General features: G+C 54.2%; 15 protein-coding genes. 7 read left to right on the top strand and 8 right to left on the bottom strand.

Features of this window, described 5'->3' with window-relative positions:
* The first annotated feature begins 1 nt into the window (after position 1).
* Positions 2–2983, top strand: coding sequence for a virulence factor SrfB (locus AC6EMZ_RS15310; protein WP_498403432.1), 2982 nt, complete (start codon positions 2–4; stop codon positions 2981–2983).
* Positions 2980–5154, top strand: coding sequence for a virulence factor SrfC family protein (locus tag AC6EMZ_RS15305; protein WP_498403431.1), 2175 nt, complete (start codon positions 2980–2982; stop codon positions 5152–5154). The genes AC6EMZ_RS15310 and AC6EMZ_RS15305 overlap by 4 nt, the downstream gene beginning before the upstream one ends.
* Before the next feature lie 34 nt (positions 5155–5188).
* Here the strand turns inward: AC6EMZ_RS15305 and AC6EMZ_RS15300 are convergent, their stop codons facing one another.
* Positions 5189–5362: a GhoT/OrtT family toxin gene (locus AC6EMZ_RS15300; RefSeq protein WP_498403430.1), complete on the bottom strand. Its 174-nt coding sequence runs from the start codon at positions 5360–5362 to the stop codon at positions 5189–5191.
* A 280-nt stretch (positions 5363–5642) separates the two neighbouring features.
* Here AC6EMZ_RS15300 and AC6EMZ_RS15295 point away from each other — a divergent pair, with 280 nt between their 5' ends.
* Together AC6EMZ_RS15295 and AC6EMZ_RS15290 are read left to right on the top strand one after the other, a co-directional pair.
* Positions 5643–5969 carry a TehB family protein gene (locus tag AC6EMZ_RS15295; protein WP_498403429.1) on the top strand — a complete coding sequence of 109 codons (327 nt, stop codon included), beginning with the start codon at positions 5643–5645 and terminating at the stop codon, positions 5967–5969.
* 114 nt (positions 5970–6083) lie between these two features.
* Positions 6084–6266, top strand: a complete 183-nt coding sequence (locus AC6EMZ_RS15290) for a DUF1869 domain-containing protein (protein ID WP_498403428.1) — start codon at positions 6084–6086, stop codon at positions 6264–6266.
* 47 nt (positions 6267–6313) lie between these two features.
* Here AC6EMZ_RS15290 and patD read toward each other — a convergent pair whose 3' ends face one another.
* From patD to ymcF, 7 genes are all read right to left on the bottom strand, one after another.
* Positions 6314–7738 carry an aminobutyraldehyde dehydrogenase gene (gene patD, locus AC6EMZ_RS15285; protein ID WP_498403427.1) on the bottom strand — a complete coding sequence of 475 codons (1425 nt, stop codon included), beginning with the start codon at positions 7736–7738 and terminating at the stop codon, positions 6314–6316.
* A gap of 24 nt (positions 7739–7762) precedes the next feature.
* Positions 7763–8569, bottom strand: a complete 807-nt coding sequence (locus AC6EMZ_RS15280) for an ABC transporter permease (protein ID WP_498403426.1) — start codon at positions 8567–8569, stop codon at positions 7763–7765.
* Positions 8559–9503 carry an ABC transporter permease gene (locus tag AC6EMZ_RS15275; RefSeq protein WP_498403425.1) on the bottom strand — a complete coding sequence of 315 codons (945 nt, stop codon included), beginning with the start codon at positions 9501–9503 and terminating at the stop codon, positions 8559–8561. Before AC6EMZ_RS15275 ends, AC6EMZ_RS15280 begins: the two co-directional genes overlap by 11 nt.
* Position 9504: 1 nt before the next feature.
* On the bottom strand, positions 9505–10518 hold the full coding sequence (locus AC6EMZ_RS15270) for an ABC transporter ATP-binding protein (RefSeq protein WP_498403423.1): 1014 nt from the start codon (positions 10516–10518) through the stop codon (positions 9505–9507).
* Positions 10519–10534: 16 nt separating this feature from the next.
* Positions 10535–11680: a putative ABC transporter substrate-binding protein YdcS gene (gene ydcS / locus AC6EMZ_RS15265; protein WP_498403421.1), complete on the bottom strand. Its 1146-nt coding sequence runs from the start codon at positions 11678–11680 to the stop codon at positions 10535–10537.
* A 283-nt stretch (positions 11681–11963) separates the two neighbouring features.
* Complete coding sequence (locus AC6EMZ_RS15260; protein WP_498403420.1) at positions 11964–13373, bottom strand: aminotransferase-like domain-containing protein; 1410 nt, start codon at positions 13371–13373, stop codon at positions 11964–11966.
* A 64-nt stretch (positions 13374–13437) separates the two neighbouring features.
* Positions 13438–13626 (bottom strand): cold shock small protein YmcF, encoded by a 189-nt coding sequence (gene ymcF / locus AC6EMZ_RS15255; protein WP_498403419.1) that lies wholly within the window; start codon positions 13624–13626, stop codon positions 13438–13440.
* A gap of 425 nt (positions 13627–14051) precedes the next feature.
* Here ymcF and AC6EMZ_RS15250 point away from each other — a divergent pair, with 425 nt between their 5' ends.
* The 3 genes from AC6EMZ_RS15250 to AC6EMZ_RS15240 are packed head-to-tail and all read left to right on the top strand — an operon-like array spanning position 14052 to position 16596.
* Positions 14052–15458 carry a cytochrome ubiquinol oxidase subunit I gene (locus AC6EMZ_RS15250; protein WP_498403418.1) on the top strand — a complete coding sequence of 469 codons (1407 nt, stop codon included), beginning with the start codon at positions 14052–14054 and terminating at the stop codon, positions 15456–15458.
* Complete coding sequence (gene cydB / locus AC6EMZ_RS15245) at positions 15458–16468, top strand: cytochrome d ubiquinol oxidase subunit II (RefSeq protein ID WP_498403417.1); 1011 nt, start codon at positions 15458–15460, stop codon at positions 16466–16468. The genes AC6EMZ_RS15250 and cydB overlap by 1 nt, the downstream gene beginning before the upstream one ends.
* Positions 16468–16596: a DUF2474 domain-containing protein gene (locus AC6EMZ_RS15240; RefSeq protein ID WP_498403416.1), complete on the top strand. Its 129-nt coding sequence runs from the start codon at positions 16468–16470 to the stop codon at positions 16594–16596. The genes cydB and AC6EMZ_RS15240 overlap by 1 nt, the downstream gene beginning before the upstream one ends.
* The last annotated feature ends 2 nt before the right edge of the window (positions 16597–16598 follow it).

The following is a 16598-nucleotide window of genomic DNA, read 5'->3' as shown; positions in this document are numbered from 1 at the left end:
TATGCTGGTTAATCTTTGCGACTACAAACAAAGCGTCACCCTGATTGCAAACAGCGGCGTCCAGTTCCTCGATTTTGGCCTGACGCCACAGGATTCGGCGGCTATCGGTCGCTTTGTGCGAAAAACCGCTAACGGCCCGTTGCTGCGCCTGAACTATGATTTAGTGAATGGTCGATACACTCTGCCCACCTTTGGCGGCGGCCAGCCTGAAGTGGTCAAACCCGAAAGCACCTTCCCGCTGCACCAGTCATTGACGGTACTTGACGGCGTTTGGCTTCCGATTCCCTTTTTGCGCTTTAACCCGCCACGGACATTTGTTGACGGCCCGGACAACTGGGCTCGGGTGCAGGTGCGTAAACTGGACACGCCTGACAGTTCAGGAAATACGCACCGCGTCACGGTTGCGCTCGACAGCCAGATCGCCGCTCACGCTACGTCGGGCCTGTCACCGGTAGAAAACGATATTCTGAACGGCACCCGTTTTGGGCTGGCCTGGCGTGATGACGAAGTCCTGAACTTCCTCGATCAAACCTGGATCGATGGCTGGCTGCGCGAGGCCTTCACGGGCTATATCTCCAGCACCGAGAATCGTTCCGATCGCGACCAACAGCAAGCCATGCGGGGTTTTGAATATCAGGCTCACTGGCTAAACATCCTGACGATGCTGGGCGAGCAAATCACCGTCCCGGAAGTCAAATTTGTCACCCACACGCTGAGCACCCCGGCGATCCCAGTCGATTTGATTCTGGACGTGGGAAACACCCATACCTGCGGCGTGATTATTGAAGATCATGGCGATGCCAATGACGGCCTGCGGCAAACGGCAGAACTACAGGTGCGCTCATTAAGCGAACCTCAGTTCCTGAATGAGCCGCTGTTCACCAGCCGTCTTGAGTTTTCCGAAGCACGTTTTGGCAAACAGCATTTCTCAGTCGAGAGCGGACGTGAAGATGCATTCGTCTGGCCTTCGATCGTGCGCGTGGGCGATGAAGCGCGGAAACTGGCGATGCAGCGTCTGGGCACCGAAGGTAACAGCGGGATCTCCAGCCCACGTCGTTATCTGTGGGATGAAACCCCGGTGATTCAGGACTGGCGCTTCAGTCAGATGAATGCCAAAACCCAGCGTGAACCGCTGGCGACCGCTTTCCCGCTGATGAATTTAATGAACGATGACGGACAGCCGCTGTTTACCCTGCCTCAGGACGAACGCCTGCCGGTCTTTTCGCCACAATATAGCCGCAGCACGCTGATGACGCATATGTTGTGCGAACTCCTCGCTCAGGCGCTGGGCCAGATCAACAGCGTCGCTACGCGTCTTCGTCTGGGGTTCCCGGCATCACCACGTCAGCTACGCACGCTGATCCTGACTCTGCCTTCGGCGATGCCGAAACAAGAGCGCGAAATCTTCCGTCGCCGTATGTTTGAAGCCATCGCCATTGTCTGGAAAGCGATGGGCTGGCATCCGCAGGATGAAGACTTCGCCAGCCGTAAGCAGCAGGATAAAAGCGTTATCCCGGTTCCTGAGATCCAGATGGAGTGGGATGAAGCCAGCTGTGGTCAGCTGGTGTGGCTATATAACGAAGCGATTTCCCATTTTGGTGGGCAGACGGAAGCGTTCTTTGCATCGCTGGCCCGCCCCGATCGTGAAGAAGAGCCCGGTAGTCAACCGGGCCGTTCGTTACGCGTTGCCTCCATTGATATTGGCGGTGGCACTACCGATATGGCGATCACCCACTATCAGTTGGATGACGGCTCGGGTAATAACGTCAAAATTACGCCACAGTTGCTGTTCCGTGAGGGCTTTAAAGTCGCGGGCGACGATACATTGCTGGACGTTATCCAGCGTTACGTCCTGCCCGCTCTGCAAACCCAGCTGCAAAAATCGGGTATTGCTGATGCCTCCTTGCTGATGGCGTCACTGTTCGGTGATTCAGGGCGCATTGATACTCAGGCTGTATTGCGCCAGCAGACGGCGCTCCAGCTGTTTATGCCTATTGGCCATGCGATCCTGGCGGCATGGGAAAGGAGTGATATCGACGATCCGCTTGCGGGTTTGCACGCCACCTTTGGCGATCTGCTCACCCAGCAGCCGACACGCAATGTCACCCATTATCTGCAACAGGCCATTGATCACGCGCTGCCTGCCGGATCGGCACCGTTCGATTTGTTCGCCGTGCCGCTGCACGTCGATTTTCGCGAAATGCAGGACGCCATGCTTGGCGGTCAATTTACGCTTGCGGCCCCGCTGCATGCGGTCTGTGAAGCGATTTCGCACTACTCCTGCGATATTTTACTGATCACTGGTCGCCCCGGCTGTCTGCCTGGCGTACAGGCATTGATTCGCCACCTGCAACCTGTACCGGTTAACCGCATCGTCTGGCTCGATAAATACCGCGTACATGAATGGTATCCGTTCAGCCAGCAAGGTCGTATCGGCAATCCAAAATCCACCGCCGCCGTCGGAGCGATGTTGTGCAGTCTGGCGCTCGACCTGCGTTTACCGCGCTTCAATTTTAAAGCGGCGGATATTGGTGCCTATTCCACCGTTCGTTACCTCGGCGTGTTGGATAACACGGTCAATACCCTGCGCGAAGAGAACGTCTGGTATCAGGATATCGATCTCGATAAGCCGGGTACGAAGCTTGATGCCCGGCTGCACTTCCCGCTGCGCGGCAACGTGACGCTTGGTTTCCGTCAACTGGCAAACGCCCGCTGGCCCGCAACGCCATTGTATACGCTGAGCATTAATTCTCCCGACCTGGCTAAAGCTATCGCGGGCGACGGCGTGTTAAACGTGCGTTTGCAGTTACGTGGCGGGACCAAGCATGAAGGCCCGGAATCGTTTGAGCTAAGCGATGCCTGGCTTCAGGACGGCACGCCCGTTCCGCCAGATGCCCTAACCTTTAAACTGAATACCCTGGCCGATCGCCGTCATAGCGGTAGCCATTATTGGATCGACAGCGGGAGCGTATATCTGAAATGACAGCGATGACTGCCACCACTCAAGCCCTGATGGAGTGGATCAACGAAACCCGCTTACAGGCCCCCATGCTCGATAACGACGCTGACGCGCTGCTGGCTCGTCTGACCGCAGCCCAAGCCCGTGAACGCGCCCTTGATGCCGCCATGAAGGGGCGCAGCAGCATCGGGCTGTACGGTCACTCGCAGGCTGCGAAAGCGCATTTGCTACTTTCCCTTTGCGGCAGCGGTAACGGCCGGTTAGACGTTTCCCCCGGTCAACGCACCTACGATTATTTTGCCCATATCAACCCGGGCCACGCCCTGACCAATATGGCGGTACGCTTTACCACCGCGCGTATTGATATTGCAGATGATGCGTTTCCTTTGCGCCTGAGCCTGATCACCGAAGCGGAACTGGTGCAGTTGTTTATTGCGCGAGCGTCGGTTGAGGCGCTGATTCGCCCGGTAGAAAAATCGGTTATCGAAGCGCGCGTTGAAAAGTGGCGCGCGTTGCGTCAACCGCAGGGCGTTCCGGGGATCACCGCCCAGGAAGTTGGCGCAATTGCCCGCTTCTGGGGCAATACGGTGCCCGGTGCAGAACAGCAGATGGACGATGCGCTTTGGTATCAGTTTGCGCAAATTATCCCCTCGCTGGACTTAAGCACCCGAGCCAGCGTCTGGTCATTACTATGGGGCGAGCAGCAAGAGCTTACTCAACAGTGGTTAAAACTGGCGCACGTGCTCCATCAGACCAGCCATGCTGGCGAACTTGCTGCACCGTTAAGCCTGCTGGTGGATAACTTTGGTCTACCTGGTGAAGGTTTTCTTACGCGAGGAGACGTCACCGCCCTCGACGCTCAGGAAGCGGTACTGCATCCCCTTAACGACGGGCAAACGCTCAACGCCATTAGCATCCCGGTTGACGTACTGGCGCTGCTGACCCGCGAGGTCATCTTGCCCGCAGAGAATGGCGTGCTGGATAATGTCGATATCATTGATATTCCTGCCCCTTCTGCCACCGATGCATCGCCGCTAGAGCAGGCTAAATGTTTGTGGCTGCTGGAAAATTATCGCCAGAGGTTGCAGCCGGATGTTCTGGTTATTTGTAACGCTACGGCGCATCACGAACAGACCGCCAAAGCCGCGAAAGCGTTGCTCAACTGGGTGAAAGAGACGCAAACGGGTGAAGACTCCGCCTTGCCGGGGCTTGTCTGGGCTATCACGCCACAGGATGCGCGCTTTAAAACCAAGCAAAATCTGGACGAGGCCGTGCAGCATCTTCTGGGTAAACCTGGTCAACGCTGGGGTACGTTACAGGCTCTGGATACCCATAGTATGCAGCGAATGGTGGAATGGCTTTCACAGGCGACGCTTTCGGCTCAACGTCAGACGCGTCTGCAAGCCTTAAAACTGGCCCAACAACGTGATTTGCGGGCTTTGATGCAAAGCTACCTGACGCCGATTGCCGTCGAACCAGGCGCGCAGCGAACGCAGGCCGAAGCCATGGTGCGGTTGCTGCAAGGCACGGCGGCGCGCCACGGTGAATTGCTGGAAGGGCTACAACCGCCGCTCAAGGCCTTTGAAACCTTGCTCACCATTCAGCAACCGCGTGAAGAACAGGTTAACGGCTTATTCACTGATGTCATCGACTTGTTTGCCGACACTGACGCTCTGCACGGCGACGTGTTTCAGACTAAAGATAAGGCACGACTGGCACATCGGATTTGGATCAACCACCTGCGTCAATGGAGTCGCAACGAGGCCGCAGCCGCCAGGCTCGGGCTGGACACAACCGTTTTGCAGCAAATAGCGGATACACTGGTGCTCAGCAGCTATCGTCTGAATCTGCCCCAGCAATTGCAGGTGATTGTTGAAACCGATAAGAGCAGCGCCGCGCAATTGCATGCCGCTATCGGCAACTTCATTGGCTGGCTGGGATATGCACAAACGCCCGTGGTATCACGCCCGGCAAGCCGAGTGCGCAAAGGCCAGGCCATTTTCGTCACCCCAGTGGTCAGGAGTGAATCGCCAAGACTCAGCCGCCTGGGTGAGCAGCCCCTGCATGCCGCAACGGCATACGTTTACGACTGGCTGGTAGCGCTCTACACACGTGCGATCGAAAATGGTGATTATCAGCATCCGCACGATGTACAACATGGGGCTCGCCAGGCACTGCTGGGGATATTGCGATAGCCACCGTTAGCCCGCAGCAGTGCGGGCAGCGGCTTCAGAACAACGAGATCAGCAGCGCGACAGGGAAACTCATCGGCCAGGTGGACCCCACAAGGAAGGCGCTAAGAAAGCGGATGCGTTTACGATCTTTAGATAAAAACCAGGTGATAAGCGCGCATATCGTCGCCATGACTGCGTAAAAAATTAACATGTCTTGATATAACGTCATTTTGTGCACCCGATCTAAAAATAATCGCGCGCAATATGCGCCATATGTTGATGCAGATCAAGTTTTAATATCGCCCATTAACCGCTAAAAAATCACGGCTAATAACAACAGAGTCGTTTTCATGCCTCTTTTAGGTCAGGAGTACGTCGCGCTGCCGATTCACTACCTCTTATTCTCCCTTTATATCTACCCCCTAAAAGTTGCATTATAAATACACATTTTGCACACTGCCCCTACCGGGAAAGTGGTGTAATAACGCAAGGATTTAAACGGAGAATCTATGTTACGCATTCCGCAGAGTTGTATTCATACCCGTTCCACACCGTTCTGGAACAAAGAGACTGCGCCACCAGGGATATTTCTACGTCATCTTGATAAAGGCACGCGACCGGGCGTTTATCCCCGTTTATCGGTCAGTCAGGGTGCTATTCGTTACCTCGGTTACGCTGACGAGTTCACCCCGGTTCCTGATAGTGAACTTATCATTAAGGCTGGTCATTTCGGCGTGTTCCCACCCGAGAAATGGCATCACATTGAGGTAATGTCGGACGATACCGTATTCAACGTCGACTTCTTTGTCGAGCGCGACGTATTGAAATCGCTCTAAGTTTTGAACGCCACATATGATACGTATTTCAACATTGATTTCTTTGCCGATCCGCAGGCTAACCTTGAAGGCGCGGGCCTTGGAAAAGTCGTCAATACACATAAGGGGTAAAAAATGGGCAAGGCAACGTATACCGTCAGCGTCACCAATAATAGCAATGGCGTATCGGTGGATTACGAAACGGAGGCCCCAATGGAGCTGTTGATTCCTGATATCGCCGCAGACGTGGTGAAAGACCTGGTCAATACCGTCCGGGGGTATGACACCGAAAACGAACACGATGTGTGCGGTTGGTAGGTTGTTATAAAGGCAAGCCCGGTAGCTATGCGCCACCGGGCAAGATGTTAATGTTTGATCATCACATGGCGAACCACGGTGTAATCTTCCAGCCCGTATACCGACATATCCTTTCCGTAGCCAGATAACTTCATTCCACCGTGCGGCATTTCGCTGACCAACATAAAGTGCGTGTTTACCCAGGTGCAGCCATATTGCAGGCGAGCGCTCAGCCGATGGGCGCGACCGACATCTTTTGTCCACACCGACGACGCCAGGCCGTATTGCGAATCATTGGCCCAGGCCAAAACCTGATCCTCATCGTCAAATTCGGTCATGCTTACTACCGGGCCAAAGACCTCACGCTGGACAATGGCATCTTCCTGTTTTGCTCCGGCAAGCAAGGTTGGCTGGAAATAGTACCCCCCGCCGTCAACACGACTGCCGCCGGTCACCACTTTCACATGCCCAAGGGCTTTTGCCTGGTCTACGGCCTGACACACCCTTGCCAGATGAGCCGCGGAGCTGAGTGGCCCCAGTTCGGTTGACTCCTCATCCGGCGCGCCCATTTTCAGGCTGGCGACGGCTGCACCGAGTTTTTCTACCAGCGCGGGATAGATGCCCTTCTGCGCATAGATCCGACACGCGGCGGTGCAATCCTGCCCGGCGTTGTAAAAACCGAAGGTGCGAACACCCTCAACGACCGCGTCGAGATCCGCATCGTCAAACACGATGACAGGAGCCTTACCGCCAAGCTCCATATGCGTGCGTTTAATGGATGATGCCGTATGGCTGATGATGTGCTCGCCCGTGACGATCGAGCCTGTCAGCGACACCATGCGCACTTTCTCGTGCCCCGTCAGCGGGTCTCCGACCGTTTTACCGCGTCCAAACAGCACGTTGACTACACCCGCTGGGAAGATGTCCTTCGCCAGCTCGCCGAGTTTTAAGGCGGTCAACGGCGTGATTTCCGAGGGTTTAATCACCACGCAGTTCCCCGCTGCCAGCGCGGGAGCGAGCTTCCACGCCGCCATCATCAACGGATAATTCCAGGGGGCAATTGATGCCACCACCCCGACCGGATCGCGGCGGATCATGGAGGTGTGCCCTTCAAGATACTCCCCCGCCGCCAGACCGTTCAGGCAACGGGCAGCGCCTGCAAAGAACCGGAACACGTCGGCTATGGCCGGGATCTCATCGCTGATAACACAGTGCAGCGGTTTACCGCAGTTCTGCGACTCCAGACGGGCAAAGGTTTCAGCATGTTCTTCGATGACATCGGCGAGTTTCAGTAAACACTCCGAACGGGTTTTAGGCGTGCTGCGCCCCCATTCAGCAAACGCCCGGTCGGCGGCACAAACGGCGGCATCGACCTGCCCGGCAGACGCCTCAGCGATCTCCAGCAGCACTTCGCCGGTAGCCGGATTATAAACCGGCTGCATTTCGCCTTCGCCCGCCACCAGTTCACCATTAATCAGCAGTTGTGTTTGCATAGCTATATCCTGTTGAAGTCGACGTTATTTCCCGCTGGCGGCACCGTCTTCGCCGTCGCGAGTGAGCCACCAGGCTCCCAGAATAGGAATCATTGTCACCAGCATCACCGACAATGCCACCACGTTGGTGACCGGTACATCTCGCGGCCGCCCCAGTTGGTTAAGCAACCAGAGCGGTAACGTGCGTTCGTGACCAGCCGTAAACGTTGTCACAATGATTTCATCAAATGACAGCGCAAAGGCCAGCATGCCTCCCGCCAGCAGCGCAGAGCTTAAGTTTGGCAACACCACGTAGCGGAAGGTTTGCCAACCATCAGCGCCCAGATCCATTGACGCCTCAACCAGACTCCATGAGGTCCGCCTGAATCGGGCAATCACGTTGTTAAACACCACCACCACGCAGAATGTCGCGTGGCCCGTGACAATCGTGAAGAATCCCGGTTCAAGATTGACGGTTTTAAAGGCGGTCAACAACGCCAGTCCGGTGATAATGCCTGGCAATGCAATCGGTAACAGCAAAAGCAGCGAGATGGCATTTTTGCCAAAAAATTCGCTACGCCAGAGCGCCGCCGCAGCCAGCGTGCCCAGCACCAGAGCGATGGCCGTGGATAAAGAAGCGATTTGAAGTGACAATGTCACGGACTCAATGATATCCCCACGCGAAGCCGCCACGCTGAACCACTTCAGGGTCAGCCCTTTTGGCGGAAAGCTAAACGCCGCATCTTCGGTATTAAAGGCATAAATGGCGATGATGAGCAGTGGGAAGTGAAGGAAAATCACACCTCCCCAGGCCGCCAGTTTTAAAAACCAGGGTGCGCGTTCAGAGTGCATCGAACGCTCCCAGACGTTTCACAAACGCCAGATAAAGGGAAATAAGCACAATCGGCACCAGCGTGAACGCGGCCGCCATCGGCATGTTACCAATCGCCCCCTGCTGGGCGTAAACCATGTTGCCAATGTAAAAACCCGGCGGGCCGACCAGCTGCGGAACGATAAAATCGCCCAGCGTCAGCGAGAAAGTAAAAATAGAGCCCGCGGCGATACCCGGAATCGCCAGCGGCAGGACGACATAGCGAAAAGTCTGACGAGGTCGTGCGCCAAGATCGGCTGAGGCCTGTAGCAAAGACGCCGGCAGGCGCTCCAGCGCAGCCTGCACTGGCAGGATCATAAACGGCAGCCAAATATAGACGAAGACCAGAAAGCGCCCTAAGCCGGACGTCGAAAGCGTACTCCCGCCTATGGCTGGCAGCGTGAGCACCGACATCAGCAACGGTTCAAGTCCCATATAGCCCAGGAACCACTGAGCAACGCCGTCCTTTGCCAGCAGTAACGTCCAGGCATAAGCCTTAACGATATAGCTCGCCCACATCGGCAACATGACGGCAATATAGAAAAAAGCCTTCCATTTACCGCGCGTGTAGCGCGCCATATACCACGCCATGGGGAACGCCAGGATCGCACTGGCGAGGGTGACAGCCACGGCCATCACCAACGTGCGCAGAATAATGTCGTAATTTGCGGGATTGAATAGCGAGAGAAGATTGGCGAAGGTCAGGTCCGGCGTCACCGACATGGTGAAATCGTCAAAGGTATAAAATCCCTGCCATAGCAGGGTGAGCAGCGACCCCAGATACACAATGCCAAACCACATCAGCGGGCCAAGCAGCAGCAAAAAAAGTCCCAGTGACGGCTTACGCCACAGGACCGTCGTCATGCGACTAAACACACCGCGCCTTGATGAAGAGTGAGAGACGCTCATATCCATCTCACCTCTCCTCGTGCAGCGGTACCATCGCCTCGCGCGACCACGAAGCCAGCACCTGCTGACCGGGTTCAACGGCGGCGGGTACATGAATACCGCTCAGATTAGCCTGGCTGACCAGGAGCTTAGCGCCATTGGCCAGACGCAGTTCAAATCGTGTTGCCGCGCCCTGATACTGTACCGCTTGCACCACGCCCTGCACCTGAACTTCTCCGCTCTCATTCAGGCGAATATGTTCCGGTCGCAGCGAATACATACCGTCCATCGCGCAGACCTGCTGAGCCACTGCTGCATCAAAAACGTTCGAGGTCCCGACAAAGCTTGCCACAAATGGGGTGCGCGGGCGCATATACAGTTCGCGCGGGGTATCAACCTGCTCGATGCGACCGTTATTGAACACGGCGACGCGGTCAGACATCGACAACGCTTCGCCCTGATCGTGGGTGACAAAAATAAAGGTAATCCCAAGTTCCTGCTGGAGCTTTTTCAACTCGAACTGCATTTGCTCGCGCAGTTTGAGATCCAGTGCGCCAAGCGGTTCATCGAGTAACAAGACGCGCGGTTCGTTGACCAACGCCCTGGCGATCGCCACCCGCTGGCGCTGTCCACCGGAGAGCTGGGAAGGCTTACGTTTATCTGCAAAACCTAAACCGACTTTTTCCAGGGCCTCCTGAGCCTTAGCCTGACGCTGCTTTTTATCGACGCCTTTGACCATCAGACCATAGGCGACATTTTCGATTATCGACATATGCGGGAACAGTGCGTAATCCTGGAACACGGTATTCACATCGCGTTCCCATGGCGGGAACTGGCTGGCTTGTTGCCCAAAGATTTTTATCGCACCGCCGCTGAGTTGTTCAAACCCTGCAATCAGACGTAGACAGGTGGTTTTGCCGGAGCCCGAAGGCCCCAGCATAGAGAAAAACTCCCCGTCATGAATGCCGATGGTGACACCATCCACTGCCCGTACATCACCGTACAGGCGGGAAACGTCGTTGAATTCAACCGCGTACGTCATGTTCAACTCCCGGCGTTTAACGACCGCCCATAATGGCGATGTAATCCTGCGTCCAGCGGCTGTAAGGCACAAATTTGCCGCCTTCTGCAATCGGCGTTTTCCAGAACATGATTTTATCGAAGGCGTTGTAGCCGTTGGTTTCACAGCCTTTATCGCCAAGCAGCGTGCTGGCTTTACAGCCTTCTGCGACCACCGGCAAGGATCCAAACCACGCGGCCAGATCGCCCTGGACTTTCGGCGTCAGAGACCAGTTCATCCATTTATAGGCGCACATTGGATGTTTGGCTTCGGCGTGAAGCATGGTGGTATCCGCCCAACCGGTCACGCCCTCTTTGGGGAATACGGTCGCAACAGGTTGATTATCGGCCTTAAGGGCATTGGCCTGATAAGGCCAGGCGCTGGATGCCACGACACCTTCGTTTTTGAAATCGCTCATTTGCACGGTCGTATCGTGCCAGTAACGGTGAATAAGCGCATGCTGGTCGCGCAGCACTTTTAATACGGCAGAATATTGTTCTTCATTGAGCTGGTACGGGTCAGTAATACCCAGTTGTGGCTGAGTTGCTTTCACAAACAGCGCGGCATCGGCGATATAAATGGGGCCATCGTAAGCCTGCACGCGGCCTTTGTTAGGTTTACCGTCCGGGAGATTTTGCGCGTTGAATACCACCGCCCAGCTGTCCGGTGGCGTAGGGAACGTTTTGGTATTGTACATCAGCAAATTCGGCCCCCACTGGTACGGCGTGCCGTAAACTTTTCCGCCGACGTTAAACCATTCGCCTTTGACAATGCGCGGATCGATTGTTTCCCAGTTAGGGATGAGATCGGGGTTAATTGGCTGAACGCGTTTTCCCATAATCAGGCGTAAAGACGCGTCACCGGAGGCGGTCACCAGGTCGTATCCGCCTTTCGCCATCAGGCTGACCATTTCATCGGACGTGGCGGCGGTTTTAACATTGACCGCGCAACCTGTCTCTTTTTCAAACTGAGTCACCCAGTCGTAATTTTTGTCAGTCTGGCCGCGTTCGATATACCCCGGCCAGGCAATAATATCCAACCGCCCTTCACCTTTGCCGATCGCTTTCGGCGGCTCTGCGGCTTGCGCTGTCATGATCGTCATGCCGAGCGCGCACAGGCTGCTGCGTGCAAATTTTTTGCTCATTCAATTTACTCCTGTCGCAATGAAATTTGGCGGCAGCCGTGCCGTAAAAATATCTCCCTTCATAACCGTAGACCGCGCGATTGCGCCGCACCTTGAGCCAGAGAGAAATATCATCATGTTGTGACAGAGGACGCATTCCCTGTTAACTGGATTATAGACAAGGAGTTAGCGTTGAGAGGCGGTATGCAGATTTCCTATGACAGACGCTGAAAAATAGCCCTGGCACCTGTCACAGAATATTTTATGAAGAGGAGGAAAACCTGTGGGAAATATACCCGCAGGCTTATTTCAGCATCGCGCTGATTAATTTAGCCAACTGGACGACCGCCTGTTCTTCACGCTCCCCCCAGGCCCAGGAGGTATTAAAACGAAAGAAAGGGATCCAGGCATCGGAAGTTGAGAACATTTTTCCCGGCGCGATGCTGATATGGTGCGCCAGCGCCTGTTCGCTCAATGTTCCGGCGTCCAGCGGTGCGGGTAATTCCAGCCACAAAAAATAGCCGCTATCGTTGTGGTGTATTTTGACCTCCGCTGGCAAATGCCGCATCAGCGATTGCCAGGCCTGCTGTTTGCGCTCGGCAAGCGTACGACGCAGGCGACGAAGATGAGCGTCGTAACGTTTGGTCGCCAGATAATCCACCAGCGCCAGCTGCATCGGCGAGCTGGTTGACAGCGTACTCATCAGCTGAAGTTGCTGAATACGTCGCGCATGTTTGCCCGCTGCTACCCAGCCTATGCGAAATCCGGCGACCAGACATTTAGAAAATGAGGAGCAGTGCAGCGTCATATCCTGTCGATCCCAGGCCTTAGCGGGCAAGGGTTTATCACGACCAAAATAGAGTTCGCTGTAAACATCGTCTTCAATCAGGGTGACGTTGTGCTTTGTTAGCAAGTCTACGAGGTGGGCTTTTTTCTCGGCACTGAGCGTAAAACCGAGCGGATTCTGACTGTTGGTCATCAGCCAGCAGGCTTTGACCGGATATTCGTTCAGCGCTTGCTCAAGCGCACTCAGGTCTATTCCCTCACGCACGTCAGTCGCAATCGAAAGAGCCTTAAGCTTGAGCCTTTCCAGCGCCTGCAGTGCGCCGTAAAAACAGGGATTTTCAACAATGACCCAGTCGCCGGGTTCGGTGACGGCCTGCAAACTGAGGTTGAGTGCTTCAAGCGCGCCAGCGGTAATGACTATCTCTTCTGGCGAGATGTTCATTCCCTGTTGCGCATAGCGGCGTGCGATAGCGTGGCGTAGGTCGACATTTCCCGGCGGCAAGCTTTCAATCACGCTCATCGCCGTGGCTGTTTTGCTGACGTTTGCCAGGGAACGGTTAAGTTGTTGCAGTGGGAAAAGTCGGGGATCGGGAAAGGCTGATGCAAACGGAACAACGGAAGGATCGCGGCTGGCCTGGAGGACATCGAAGATATAGGTGTTGATGTCGACCATTTCGTCGCGCATCACCTGAGCAGGCGGTGACGGCTGCTGCTTTACAGGTCGCGGCGCGACGTAATAACCCGACTGCGGGCGAGCAATAATTCGCCCCTGACTTTCCAGCGTTTGGTAGGCGTGACCCACGGTCATAAAGCTCATACCGCTACTGACCACTTGCTCACGTAGCGACGGTAACTTATCACCCGGCAACCACACACCAAGCTCGATTTGCGAAATAATCTGCTCTGCCAGACGCTGATACTTTTTCATTATTTTCTCCTTACTTACCGATATTGTATATCAGCAGGAGAAAAATAGCAGATTTGACTAACTGTTATGCTTGTTGATGAACGGCCTGCATCGCCGCCTGGTTAGGCACGATCAAATGGTCAAGCGTCGTCATTGACGATTTGCAAAAAATGCACTTTGCACCGTGCGGGTTTTTTTCTGACACATCAAAAATGGATGTGCGGTACTGCGAGCCATGACAGCATGGGCAACGAAAATGGATTGTAGAAATCATATAATTCTCCTGAAAACGAAATAAACGTAATGCGCTAATGGGCCTTAAAGGCAATAGTGGTCTGAGGCAAAACTAATCAGAGTGTAGAGAAAAGACCCAAGAGGCTGCGGAGAGGCACAACGTGATGAGAAATACTTTAGGAAACTACGTCAGATATTTTTTTGGTATCAAACCGATGAATCATTAACGCATGACTGATGCAAGGACGCAAGGGTTTTAATGAATAAAAGTGATAAAAATAACTTTTTTATAATGTGAACTTTTAAGCATAAGCCTAACTGCCAGCATCGTAAACCTTCTATATCAGATGCATAAAGCCAGGGGTTAATTCAAACTGTTATACATAAATTTCACTTTACTGCCTCTGATAGCGAACATCCGCCCCCTATACCATAACAGCACACCGATTGACATTGAGGCTGTGCATGTTTGGTTTAGATGCTTTTCATCTTGCGAGGATCCAGTTCGCATTTACCGTATCCTTTCACATTATTTTCCCGGCGATCACTATCGGCCTCGCCAGCTATCTGGCGGTATTAGAAGGCTTATGGCTTAAGACCAAAAATCCAGTATGGCGTTCGCTGTACCATTTCTGGTCGAAGATTTTCGCCGTTAACTTTGGTATGGGCGTGGTGTCCGGTCTGGTCATGGCGTATCAATTTGGTACTAACTGGAGCGGTTTTTCGCAATTCGCGGGCAGTATTACCGGCCCGCTGCTCACCTATGAAGTCCTCACCGCGTTCTTTCTGGAAGCAGGCTTTCTTGGCGTAATGCTTTTTGGCTGGAATAAAGTAGGCCCAGGTCTGCACTTCTTTTCAACCTGCATGGTGGCACTGGGAACCATTATTTCGACCTTTTGGATCCTGGCGTCAAACAGCTGGATGCAGACGCCGCAAGGCTATGAAATCGTTAACGGAGTCGTAGTGCCGGTGGACTGGTTTGCGGTGGTGTTTAATCCGTCCTTCCCGTACCGGTTGCTTCATATGTCCATCGCGGCATTCTTGAGTAGCGCCCTGTTTGTCGGTGCTTCGGCGGCCTGGCATCTGCTGCGCGGCAATAATACCCCAGCCATTCGCCATATGTTTTCCATGGCGCTGTGGATGACGCTGATCGTGGCCCCCCTCCAGGCCATGATCGGCGATATGCATGGGCTAAATACGTTAAAACATCAGCCCGCCAAAATTGCCGCTATCGAAGGCCACTGGGAAAATCCCCCAGGAGAACCGACCCCACTTCTACTGTTCGGCTGGCCGGATATGGAACAAGAGCGTACCCGGTTTGGCCTGGAGATCCCCGCACTCGGCAGCCTGATTCTGACGCACAGCCTGGATAAACAGGTTCCGGCGCTCAAAGACTTCCCAAAAGAAGACCGCCCTAACTCAACTATCGTATTTTGGTCGTTCCGCATAATGGCGGGGTTAGGCATGCTGATGTTGCTATTAGGGGCTGTGGCACTGTGGTTGCGCTACAAAAAACGCGTTTATACTTCGCGCCCCTTCCTCTGGTTTGCGCTATTGATGGGGCCTTCTGGATTGATCGCGATACTGGCCGGGTGGGTCACCACCGAAGTGGGACGTCAGCCGTGGGTCGTTTACGGCCTACAGCGCACCGCCGATGCCGTCTCCGCGCATGGCACTCTGCACATGAGCGTGAGCCTGATAGCCTTCTTTGTGGTCTATACCTCTGTATTTGGCATCGGCTATAGCTACATGGTGAGACTCATCAAAAAAGGGCCTCAGGAACATGAATCTTTTGCCACTGAACATGATGGCCGCCCCGCTCGCCCGCTTTCCGCGGCCAGCACCGAATTTGAAATGAAGGAGAAACCATAATGGGTATCGATCTTTCCATTATCTGGTTTGTGATTATCGTATTTGCCACGCTGATGTATATCGTGATGGATGGATTCGACCTGGGGATTGGGATCTTATTTCCCTCCACGCAAGATGCAGACGATCGCGATGTGATGGTGAACAGCGTCGCCCCCGTGTGGGATGGCAATGAAACCTGGCTCGTTCTGGGTGGCGCAGCGCTTTTTGGCGCATTTCCGTTGGCCTATGCCGTGATTATCGATGCATTGACCATTCCGCTCACCCTTATGCTGATCGGGCTTATCTTCCGTGGCGTCGCATTCGAATTTCGCTTCAAAGCAACGCCCGGCCATCGACCGTTCTGGGACAAAGCCTTTATCGGCGGCTCGATTCTCGCCACCTTTAGTCAGGGCGTGGTCGTTGGCGCGGTCATCAACGGATTTTCCGTGACCGGACGCGCCTACAGTGGTGGACCGTTTGACTGGCTGACGCTGTTTAACCTGTTCTGCGGTCTTGGACTAACCGTGGCTTACGCCCTGTTAGGCGCTACCTGGCTCGTCATGAAAAGTGAAAATCCACTTCAAAGGCGAATGAGGCAGGTTTCAAAGCAACTGTTGCTGGCCCTGCTGATGGTGATTGCTGCGATCAGTATCTGGACCCCATTAGCGCACCAGACGATTGCCGAGCGTTGGTTCAGCCTGCCAAACCTGTTCTTCCTGCTACCAGTCCCGTTGCTGGTCATAGCGTTAAGCGTCTGGTTATGGAAAAGCCTGAACAATCCCGAAAGCCATAATCTGGCGTTCGTCCTGACATTGGGGCTGATTTTTCTTGGCTTTAGTGGACTGGGGATCAGTATTTGGCCGTATATCATTCCACCGTCGATTACGCTTTGGCAAGCCGCTGCGCCTGTGCAAAGTCAGGGCTTTATGCTGGTAGGCGCGTTGCTGATAATTCCGATAATCCTTGTTTACACTTTCTGGAGTTATTACGTGTTCCGCGGCAAAGTCCAACATGGGGAGGGTTATCATTGATGCAACAACCTGTCTGGAAACGCCTGGTGTGGCTGGTCATTATCTGGGGCGGCAGTGTACTGGCGCTTGCTGCGGTAGGAATGTTCTTTCGCGTGATAATGACCGCCGCAGGATTTAAATCGCATTAATT

The organism is Enterobacter sp. SCRI0065, assembly GCF_059766475.1.
The sequence above is the reverse complement of the archived record's forward strand: the minus strand, read 5'-3'. Positions and strand labels throughout refer to the sequence as shown.